We start from the raw sequence: 9,635 nt of genomic DNA on the forward strand, positions 1-9,635 counted from the left end.
AACTGGCCAAATGGCCTTGTTTTGTCTTCCTCGGATGTTATACTTCCTTTAGAAACACCCAATAAGATCACAGGTATTAAATTGACACAACTCTTTTATTAGCAACGGGTTATAATAAGGAAAGTCCGATGCGTGACATGCTCCATAAGACCAGGGAAGTCCTCAAAGGCCGGGGAAAGATCATTTTGATCACCGAGCACAAAGAGGACCGTGACAGCGTCTCGGACGTGCGCAAGGAGTTCGTGTATGTGACCCGCGAGGCGGACCGCGAAGAGACCCTGCCCGCCCCTCAGGTGCGTATTGACAAATTTTATGACAACGAAAGCCGTGATGAGTTCTTTGCTTTGCGGGTCAAAGGAGCTTTATACGCCTATCGCCACAGGCGCCTGATGAAGATCGGTTACAGCCATCATTTGAAGATCCGTTTGCATTGGAAATCCCAAGTTGCTTCTCCCAAGAAGTCCGTGACCATGGCCTAGGAACCGCGCCACGGATTCTTTCCACACAGCCCCGTCTCCGCCTAACGCGGAGGCGGGGTTCGTCTTTTGTCCGTCACCCAGAATTCCAGGTATCGGCCCATCATCAGCCGTGTTTGCGCGTCCAGCGCGGGCAGGGCGCTTAGGAACACCATGCTCACAGGCACCAAAAGCCATTCCAGGGCCAGCCCGGCTTTTTTCAGCCAGCTGAAACGGACATTGGCCTTGGGCAAGAGCGCCATGCTTAAGATGATGCAGATGGCCAGGCACAGGAAGCCCAGATTGAAGATCGTGTTGGCGATGTCCGGGATATTGTAATAGACAACGGACGCGGCAAATTCTTTGCGCGCGAAAACGATGGGAAGCCAGCCGATGATCGAGAGGATGAACGCCCATGTCGCCCACGACAGATGGCCTTCGAACAGTTTAAACCCGTGGCGGACCTTCTCATACAGCGGGATCTCTTTTGACTTGAGGAATCCCCGCATCACCAGCGGAAAGTTCTCAACGCCCCATGCCCAGCGCCGTTTTTGTTTATACACACTTTTGACCGTGCGCCACCAGGTATCGGACGAGGCCACGTCCATGGATACAGTGACATACATGGGCACGACCCGGTATCGGCCGCCATAATGGATGTAGCATTTCCAGAAGATCGCTGAATCGTCGGAGATCATGTCCACCGGCCAGTACCCGACTTCAACCAGGGCCTGGAAGCTCATGCTGTGGCTGGAGAAGGTGACGAGTTTCTCGGGATTGGTGGCTTCAACAAGCTGGCAGAAGGACGACCCGGTCTCGATGACACGCGCGAAACCGGGCACATGCCAGATATTATTGTGAAAGACCGGGATGGGCTGGAAACTGACCCGCCAGCGGTCAGGGGCCGCCATGAAATGGCAGGTGAGACAGGCAAAATAGTTTGGGTCCACGACCGTGTCGGCGTCGAAGCAGGAGACGATCACGTGTTCAAAGGGAACATGGTCCTGGCGCAGGCGTTCGGCCGCGGCCTTGGCGGCACAGGTGACGTTGGCCCCTTTGACCTTGGATTCGCCGGGAATTCCCGACGGGTGCAGGACCGTGAAACAGTCCCTGAAATGCGCGGCGTATTTTTGCGTGACCGCGGACACACCCTGCTTGACGCTCTCTTCGGCGCGTTCTTCCAGGGCAAAGATCACCATCATCTGTTGGGTAGGAAAGTTCTGGCGCGCGACGGCTTCCAGCGCCGGACCGATGATGTCCGCGCCTTCCTTGACGACCGGGAAAATGACCAGATGCAGGATGTCTTTGGAATGCGGCGGGGGATTTGCGAGGTCCGGTGTCTTGTCCATGCCGGCGATGCGGGCCCTCCAGTCGGTTTTTTGTTCAATGTCCAAGCGTATGGTGGAGAGCACCAAGAACAGGGTCATGTACAGCAGGCGCAAAAGCCAGCACAGGTAAAACGCGACGATGAAGATCGCGGCGGTGAAAGGAAAGAAGATGGATAGCAGGACCAGGGTCACCAGCGACGCCCAGCTGACGGCGCTGGGGAGGATCTCCAAGCGGCGCTGGAGCCGCGCTTCGCCGGGGGTCAAATGCTGTTTGGAGTAATGGAAGTCCATGTCAGTGTTCCGATCCCTTGATCAGCAAAGAGTCCGCGATGGGAGCGGGAATGAACGGTTTGTGGGGAACGATCTGTATCCACGACAGCCGGCGGGTGGCGGGCGTGAGGTAATACAATTGACCGGTCTTGTCCGTGTAATACACCATGCTGTCGTCCTGGACATCAACCACCCGTGTCAGCCGTGGTTGTCCGAAATTCTCTTTGTCTAATAAGAGGATGCCCCCCTCGTCGCGCACCAGGATATTGTCGTCATTATTCACCCAGAAGGCCTGGGCGATGTTTTGGCCCCGGCTGTAGATCCATTGCACGGACACGGGGCGCTCATCAGCGGATGTTTGCCGCGAATGATCGAGGATGCCGACGTGGTTTTTTGTCCATATCAAAGCCAGGGAGCGTTCATGGCCGGGTGTTATTCCCCGGGCATCCGCGGTGATCCCCAGATAGCGCATCACGGCGGGAAGGAAGTCGGGATTTTGGGTAGCCAGCAGGATCAGGTCCCTGGCCGGAGGGAGTGTTGTTTTTTTATTCTGTCCGTCATAGTCGCAGTGGACGATCGAGCCGTTTTGCGTCAAACCAAAGACCGTATTGTCCATGACACCCAGGGCCTGTGTATTCTCCATAATGCCCGGATAGATCGCCCTGGATTTGATGTTCAAACGGTTCACGGTCATGTCCCTTTGCAGGGCAAAGATATTTCTTTCGTCGGAGGCCTCCCAGATCAATTGTTTCGGTTCGCCGATCAGCAATTCCGTGATGTCTTCGGCACGGGGCTGTTTTTCGCGCGGGTCCACCCACAGGTATTTGTCCTTGTTGTCGTCAACGATATGGATCACAAAAAACGGACTTTTGTCAACGGTGAAATACCCCGCCACGCGCGCCCCTTTATAGATGGACTGGGCGGGAAAGAGCGTCGGCAGGCCGTTGAGGGGCTGCTGGACTTGGGATTCTTCCTCTTCGCCGATGTTTTTGTTGAGCCGCATGAGGATAATGTCATCAATGGTATCGCCACGGCCGACGATGAGGGAAGAGGGATTGCCCGCCAGCGCGATGAGCGTGTTGAAGTTTGTGTCTGTCAGCGTCCTGGTCTTCCACTCGGCCGGCACCAGAAGCACATTGTTCAGGGCCGTGGCCTTGTTGCCCGTCACCGGGATCTTTTTGCGCCAGGGAACATACTCCTGCAGGCTGATCGTGATATCGTGGTTTCCCGGGGTCAGGTCCCGGATGACGGTCGGCGCGGTTTCGTGGGCGGCAACACCGTCAATGATGATCCGGGCATTGGGCGGGTTGGTGGAAACGTAGATGAGCCCCGTCTTGACAAAACCTGTTTGCGGCGCAAAGATGAAACCCAGCATGCGCAGGATGAGCAGGGGACAGACCACGCCGTAGACGGCCAAGAAAATGTAGAAAACGATCTTCCTTAAAAGGGGCATAATGAATATGTATTGTAGCAAAAAAATTGTTCAAAGCCAACGCCATTGATGGTAGAATAGCCAAATAATTTACCGATACCCATCATCAAAAGGAGGGGGTTGTATGGAAGAAAAGAAAGACAGCTGCTGTTCAACATCATCAGGATGCTGCGGCATCAAGAAGATCATTGTCGGTCTTTTGATCGGCGCGTTCATCTTCGCCGCGGGCATGTGGTACGCCAAATCCAGTTGTTCCATGTCAGGCAAGACATGCCCCATGGGCGGCAGCATGGCCAAATAAGGATGGAGGCATCACAGATCAGGATACTGGCGTTCGCCGGCAGCGCTCACCGGGGTTCATTGAACAAAAAAACGGTGAGCGTTGCCGTTGACGGGGCCCGCGCGGCCGGAGCGCAGGTGACAGTCATTGACCTGCGGGACTACCCGCTTCCTTTGTTTGACCAGGATGTGGAAGCCCTGGAGGGCATTCCAGACAATGCCGTCAAACTCAAAGAACTTTTTAAGTCCCACCACGGGTTTTTGATCGCCTGTCCCGAGTACAACGTTTCTGTTACGCCTCTGTTGAAGAATTTGATCGACTGGGTGTCCCGTAAAACCAAGGATGAGCCCTTGAGGGCCGCTTTTAAGGGCAAGGCCGCCGCGCTGATGGCTGCTTCGCCGGGCACTTCGGGCGGGTCAAGGGGTATGGCGCATCTGCGCGAGATCTTGGAGTATACCGGTGTCGTTGTCCTTCCCCGGCAGGTGGCCTTGCCTAAAGCCGACGAGGCCTTTGATCCCGACGGGACGCTCAAGGACCCCGGGCAGCAGGCGTCCCTGCGCCATTTGGGGGCGGAATTGGTGCAATTTTTGGCAAAGACCGTTTAAAGATCACAAGAGGGTCATTGTATGCGTGCCGGCGTTATTGATATCGGTTCTTCCTCCATCAAACTGCTCATCGGCGAAAGCCACGGGGAAGACGTCAAGGTCGTTGAGTCCCTCAAAAATTTCATCCCTTTGGGCCGTCATGCTTTTTTAAAAGGCCGCATCCCCCAGAGCATCATCAACCAGACCGCCGGGGTCCTGCAGAAGTACAATGAGACCCTGAAGGCCTATGATGTCACGGATGTGGCGGTCATCGCCACCACCGCGGTGCGCGAGGCCCGCAACCGGGACATTTTTTTAGACACGGTCCTGCGCAAAACGGGTTTCAAGATCGACGTCCTCACTCCCGGGGACGTGGTCTATTACATCGATTATTTCCTGTCGCACAAATTGAAGAAAACCTATCCCGTGCGCGAGAAAAATCTGCTGATCGCGGAATTAGGGGCGGGGAGCCTGGACATTTCCATCATGTCCAAGGGTCTGACGCTCATGAATGTCGGTTTTCCCATCGGCACTCTTCGCCTGTCGCAGTTCATGGAGACCCTGGACGGCAGTTTGCAGGAGGTCCACGAAGCCACCGCCGAGTACATTGAGAACGAGATCCTTTTTTTGAAAAAAAGCAACCCGGACCTGGTCATTGACGACGTCATCCTCATTGACGAGAATTATTCGGTGCATATCCAGAACGTCCTGCCCAACAAGCGCCGGGATTCCGATTTTTTCAAGTTCAAATCAGGGGAAGCGCAGGAGTTTCTCTCCCGCCTGCGGCAGATGAACCCCCAGGAGATCGCCCGGACCTACGGCATTCCCGACGACATTGCCGGCACCATTTTCGGGTTCGCCATCATCCTCAACACGCTCTTCAAGTTCAGCGGCCATGAGCATGTCTATATCCTGGAGGCGTCGCTGTCAGAGTCCATTCTGGCGAACCTGCTGTTCAAATTTGAGTCCCTGGAAAGCACCAGCAAAATAGACCAGCTGGTGGCGATGGCACATTTTCTGTGCAAGAAATGGGGGATGGACCTCGCCCATCTCAAGCACGTCGCCGGCATGGCGGAAAAACTGTTCGATTCTTTCAGGGGCATTTTGGGGCTGGAGGACAAGGACCGGCTGTACCTCATCCTGGCCGCGTATCTGCACGATCTGGGAATGTTCATCAATAACCGCGCGCACCATAAACACAGCGAGTATATCATCAGTTCTTTGAACCTTTTTCGCCTGACGGAAGACGAGATCACCCTCATCGCCTGCATCGCCCGTTATCACCGCCGGTCCGCGCCGCTCAAGTCGCATTTGCTCTACAATTCGTTACCGTCATCCCAGCAGATCCTGGTGCAAAAGTTGAGCGCGCTGTTGCGTATCGCCAATTCTTTGGACCGTTCCCACAAGCAGAAGGTGAAAGACCTGCAGGTGAAGTTCAACACGGCGGGCGACGCCACGCTGGTCGCGTCCACGCACGAGAATTTTTTGCTGGAAAAAGAAAATTTTCTTGAGAAGAAAGAACTTTTTGAAGAGATCACCGGCAATAAACTGACATTGACGGTAAAACAGGATTAAATTGTGGCTGATCAGAACAAATTCATCCATCGTGACTTGAGCTGGCTGGCTTTTAACCGGCGGGTGCTGGAAGAGGCGGCGGACGAGCATAACCCCTTGCTGGAGCGCCTGCGTTTTTTGGCCATTTTTACCAGTAATCTTGACGAGTTTTTTATGGTGCGGGTGGCCGGCGTCAAGAAACTGCTGGCGTCCGGTTATAATCGCCGTGACCCGTTCGGGGTTTATCCCCAGGACCTTTTGGCCGCGCTCAGATCGGATACGGACGCGCTTCTCAAGGACTTTGACGCTGTTTACGCCACTTCGATCAGGTCCGCAATGGACGCCGCGAAGATTTATCTGCGCACTCCGGCGGAATTGAACCCTGAACAGAAAAAATACGTCAAACGGTTTTTTGACACGACGCTATTTCCCATCATGACGCCCATGGCCGTGGACCAGGGGCATCCTTTTCCGGTGCTGCCCTCCAAGACCATGGCCTTTGCGGTGAGCATTTTGCGTTCGGAGGCCAACCATCTGGCGATCCTGCCGGTCCCCAAGGCCGTACCACGGCTTTTGAAAGTTCCGGCCGAAGGGGACGAATTTTGCTTTGTGCTGACGGAAGCGCTGATCCGTGAGAATTTGAAAGAATTTTTTAAGGGCTACAAGATCCAGGGGGAGGCCCTGTTCCGTCTCCTGCGCGACAGCGAACTGGACATCGACGAGGAATACGCGCCCAATCTCCTGAAGGCCATGGAGAAGGAGCTGAAAAAACGTTCCGTTGCCCGCGCTGTGCACCTGCAGATGGAAAGCGCGGCCTTGCCGGAATTGGTGAAGGTCATTTGTGAGGGTCTGGATTTCCCTCAAGAAGAGACCGTGATGGTGGGCGCGGACCTGGACCTGACCTATTTGTACGATATGGCTTCGGGTGTGGACAAACCGGAGCTGCGTTTCGTTTCTTTTTCCCCGTCCAGGACCGCGTATGAAAATATCTTTGAAAAGATCAAGCAAGAGGATTTCATCATCCATCTGCCGTTCCAGTCGTTTTTTCCGACGATCGATCTTGTCCAGGCCGCGGCCAAAGACCCGGATGTCTTGGCTGTCAAGATGACGCTGTACCGTACCGACGAGGATTCCGCCATCATCCGGGCGCTGACCGAAGCGGCCAAACGCGGCAAACAGGTGACGGTGGTCGTTGAGATCAAGGCCCGGTTCGAAGAGGAAAAGAACATCCAGTGGGCCCGCGATCTTGAGCAGGCGGGATGCCACGTCATTTACGGCATCGCGGGTTTAAAGATCCATTCCAAGATGACCCTGGTCGTGCGCAAGGAAGAGGGCCGCATCCGCCGTTATGTTCATTTGTCCACGGGCAATTACAATGAAAAGACCGCGGGCGTTTACGCCGACATCGGGTATTTCACCGCCAATGACGATTTTGCCCGCGACATCGCCGACGTGTTCAACGTCATCACCGGGTATTCTCTGCCTTCGCCGTGGAAGAGGGTCATTTCCTCGCCCCACGATCTGCGCAAATATTTTTTTGACCTCATCGACAAGGAGATCGCGGCCCAAAAGGAACACAAGAACGGGATGATCACGGCCAAGATGAACTCGCTGGAAGACGTGCAGGTCATTGAGAAATTGTACGCGGCGTCCCAGGCCGGGGTGAAGATCAAACTCATCGTGCGCGGCATCTGCTGCCTGGCGCCGGGCATCGAGGGGTTGAGTGAAAATATCGAGGTGAGAAGCGTGATCGGGCGCTTCCTGGAACATTCGCGCGTCTTTTTGTTCAACAATAATGGTGCCCCGCGCGTCTTTTTGTCATCGGCCGACTGGATGACGCGCAATTTCGACCGGCGCGTGGAACTTTTATTTGAGATCACCAAACCCGAGATCAAATCGCATTTGCAGTTCATTCTGGACAATTATTGGCGCGACACGCGCAAAAGCCGCCGCCTGGGCTTGGAGGGAACGTATGCCCGTTTGCCCAAAGGCGGGCAGGCCTTTGACGCGCAGGATTATTTTATCAACCATTACACACGCTAAATGTACATCGGCATCGACATTGGCGGGACAAAGATCGCGGGAGCGCTGGTGGCTCCCGGCGGGGAGATCATTAACCGCATTAAGATCGCCACTCCTGCCCGGGTGAAGGCCAAAGATATTTATCTGTGCGTGGTGGACAGTATTGACGAATTGATGCGCGCTTCAAAGGTCAAACGCGGCCGGCTCGAAGGCATCGGCCTGGGCATACCGGGCATCGTGGACACGCGCAATGACCATATTCTGGCCGCGCCGAATATCCGTTTGACCGGCTTTCCTTTAAGTGCCAAGTTAAAACGCAAATTCCGCGTGCCCGTGGCCATGACCAATGACGTCAATGCCGGTTTATTGGGTGAGGCCTGGCTGGGAGCGGCCAAGGGTTTGGATCATGTGGTCGGGATCTTTCCGGGAACGGGCGTGGGAGGGGCGGTGATCGCCCACGGGCGGCTTTTGCTGGGCGCGCAGGGCGCTGCCACCGAACTCGGCCACATGATCATGGAGATCAATGGACCTTTATGCCATTGCGGCAACCGCGGCTGTCTGGAGGCCCTGACCAGCCGGTGGGCCATTGAGCGGGATATCCGCAGACTTGTCAAAAAAGGCCGGCGCAGCATCGTCACCCGGCTGAACAAAGGCCGTCTGACCACCATCAAAAGCCGTATCCTCAAAGAGGCGTTGTATCAAAAAGACCCCGTGGTCCGTCAGGTGATGACACAGGCCTCCCTGGCCCTGGGCAAGGCCGGCATTTCCATCAATCATATTTTCAACCCGCGCGCCATTCTTTTGGGCGGCGGGGTCATCAAGGCCTGCGGCTGGTTCATGCTTCCCATTATTGCAAAAACCCTCAAAAGCGACCCCTTTTTCAAGTCCTTCAACACCTGCCGCATTCTGCAATCCACCCTCGGTGACGATGCCGTGCCCTTGGGCGCGGTGCGTTTGCTGCAAAAAGGTTTTTGAGTCCATGAAAACCATCGTCGCCAGAGAGATCATACAAGCCAGGATCATCGGGGACTATACCGTTGAGTTGGTTTTTGATGATCTTAAAAAGAACATTGTTGATTTTCGCAAATATCTTGGTAAAGGGATTTTCAAGGAATTGCTCGATAAAAAGAAATTCCACCAAATGAAGGTCGATGCCGAATTAGGGACTGTCTGCTGGCCGAACGGTGCCGACATCGCCCCTGATACGCTTTATTCCGAAAGTCCTCATCTCGATCGCGAAACGGTCCGCTGTCTGGCCAAACTTGGTGGAAGCCAGAAACATTTGAAATCCGTCCGCCGCCGCAGGTTTTAATGGTCCGGCCCACTTCGTTCGCTTAACCTTAGGCTTATGTATCATTGATTTTCCACCGAAATAAAAATCCCCCCGACTGGCAAATCATTTAAATATCGTATATACTTGGCCCACCATGTATTTAAATCCAAGAATAAGACGCTTTCTGGCCATTGGCTTGCTTTTCGCATTTTTGGGCAATGGCCTGGCTCTGCCACCGGCATATGCTGACGTAGGGGCGATTAGTAATCGCCCCTACATGCCTGCGCCAGGCGTCCGTATCTCCCTAAGCCCCCAATTCAATCCCCCCATCCTCAAAGGCCTCAAGGTCCATCCCGACAATCCGTTTCGGTTTGATTTCATATTGGATACCGGTGACGTAGAGACGCAGCATGCTGCGTCTCTACAAAACGAATCAA

Annotated in this window: 9 protein-coding genes; 7 read left to right on the forward strand and 2 right to left on the reverse strand. The window is 54.6% G+C overall.

Annotated features, from left to right (window positions below; translation table 11 throughout):
• Positions 1-128: 128 nt before the first annotated feature.
• Positions 129-479: a hypothetical protein gene (locus Q7K71_02695; GenBank protein MDO8675010.1), complete on the forward strand. Its 351-nt coding sequence runs from the start codon at positions 129-131 to the stop codon at positions 477-479.
• 41 nt (positions 480-520) lie between these two features.
• Here Q7K71_02695 and Q7K71_02700 read toward each other — a convergent pair whose 3' ends face one another.
• Entirely contained in the window at positions 521-2,074 is a 1,554-nt protein-coding gene (locus Q7K71_02700; GenBank protein ID MDO8675011.1) for a glycosyltransferase family 2 protein, read from the reverse strand.
• 1 nt (position 2,075) lies between these two features.
• The gene (locus Q7K71_02705; protein MDO8675012.1) at positions 2,076-3,506 is read right to left on the reverse strand and encodes a PEGA domain-containing protein; all 1,431 of its coding nucleotides are present in this window, start codon (positions 3,504-3,506) and stop codon (positions 2,076-2,078) included.
• A 103-nt stretch (positions 3,507-3,609) separates the two neighbouring features.
• Between Q7K71_02705 and Q7K71_02710 the strand changes: the two genes are divergently transcribed.
• Genes Q7K71_02710 through Q7K71_02735 form a run of 6 tightly spaced genes read left to right on the forward strand, consistent with a single transcriptional unit; the run spans position 3,610 to position 9,237 of the window.
• Positions 3,610-3,786, forward strand: coding sequence for a hypothetical protein (locus tag Q7K71_02710; GenBank protein MDO8675013.1), 177 nt, complete (start codon positions 3,610-3,612; stop codon positions 3,784-3,786).
• A gap of 2 nt (positions 3,787-3,788) precedes the next feature.
• The gene (locus Q7K71_02715; GenBank protein ID MDO8675014.1) at positions 3,789-4,370 is read left to right on the forward strand and encodes an NAD(P)H-dependent oxidoreductase; all 582 of its coding nucleotides are present in this window, start codon (positions 3,789-3,791) and stop codon (positions 4,368-4,370) included.
• 21 nt (positions 4,371-4,391) lie between these two features.
• Positions 4,392-5,924 (forward strand): HD domain-containing protein, encoded by a 1,533-nt coding sequence (locus tag Q7K71_02720; GenBank protein MDO8675015.1) that lies wholly within the window; start codon positions 4,392-4,394, stop codon positions 5,922-5,924.
• A gap of 3 nt (positions 5,925-5,927) precedes the next feature.
• Entirely contained in the window at positions 5,928-7,946 is a 2,019-nt protein-coding gene (gene ppk1, locus Q7K71_02725; GenBank protein MDO8675016.1) for a polyphosphate kinase 1, read from the forward strand.
• Complete coding sequence (locus Q7K71_02730; protein MDO8675017.1) at positions 7,947-8,900, forward strand: ROK family protein; 954 nt, start codon at positions 7,947-7,949, stop codon at positions 8,898-8,900.
• A 4-nt stretch (positions 8,901-8,904) separates the two neighbouring features.
• A complete protein-coding gene (locus tag Q7K71_02735) occupies positions 8,905-9,237 on the forward strand; it encodes a DUF2442 domain-containing protein (protein ID MDO8675018.1) in 333 nt (110 codons plus the stop codon).
• Positions 9,238-9,635: the final 398 nt, after the last annotated feature.

This window comes from Candidatus Omnitrophota bacterium (assembly GCA_030650275.1).
In the GTDB taxonomy this organism is placed as follows: domain Bacteria; phylum Omnitrophota; class Gorgyraeia; order Zapsychrales; family Fredricksoniimonadaceae; genus JACPXN01.

What these genes read in the sequence shown, in the direction of transcription:
- Q7K71_02695 (MDO8675010.1), top strand. Translation starts at nt 129, where the DNA reads ATGCGTGACATGCTCCATAAGACCAGGGAAGTCCTCAAAGGCCGGGGA.
- Q7K71_02700 (MDO8675011.1), bottom strand. Translation starts at nt 2,074, where the DNA reads ATGGACTTCCATTACTCCAAACAGCATTTGACCCCCGGCGAAGCGCGG.
- Q7K71_02705 (MDO8675012.1), bottom strand. Translation starts at nt 3,506, where the DNA reads ATGCCCCTTTTAAGGAAGATCGTTTTCTACATTTTCTTGGCCGTCTAC.
- Q7K71_02710 (MDO8675013.1), top strand. Translation starts at nt 3,610, where the DNA reads ATGGAAGAAAAGAAAGACAGCTGCTGTTCAACATCATCAGGATGCTGC.
- Q7K71_02715 (MDO8675014.1), top strand. Translation starts at nt 3,789, where the DNA reads ATGGAGGCATCACAGATCAGGATACTGGCGTTCGCCGGCAGCGCTCAC.
- Q7K71_02720 (MDO8675015.1), top strand. Translation starts at nt 4,392, where the DNA reads ATGCGTGCCGGCGTTATTGATATCGGTTCTTCCTCCATCAAACTGCTC.
- Q7K71_02730 (MDO8675017.1), top strand. Translation starts at nt 7,947, where the DNA reads ATGTACATCGGCATCGACATTGGCGGGACAAAGATCGCGGGAGCGCTG.
- Q7K71_02735 (MDO8675018.1), top strand. Translation starts at nt 8,905, where the DNA reads ATGAAAACCATCGTCGCCAGAGAGATCATACAAGCCAGGATCATCGGG.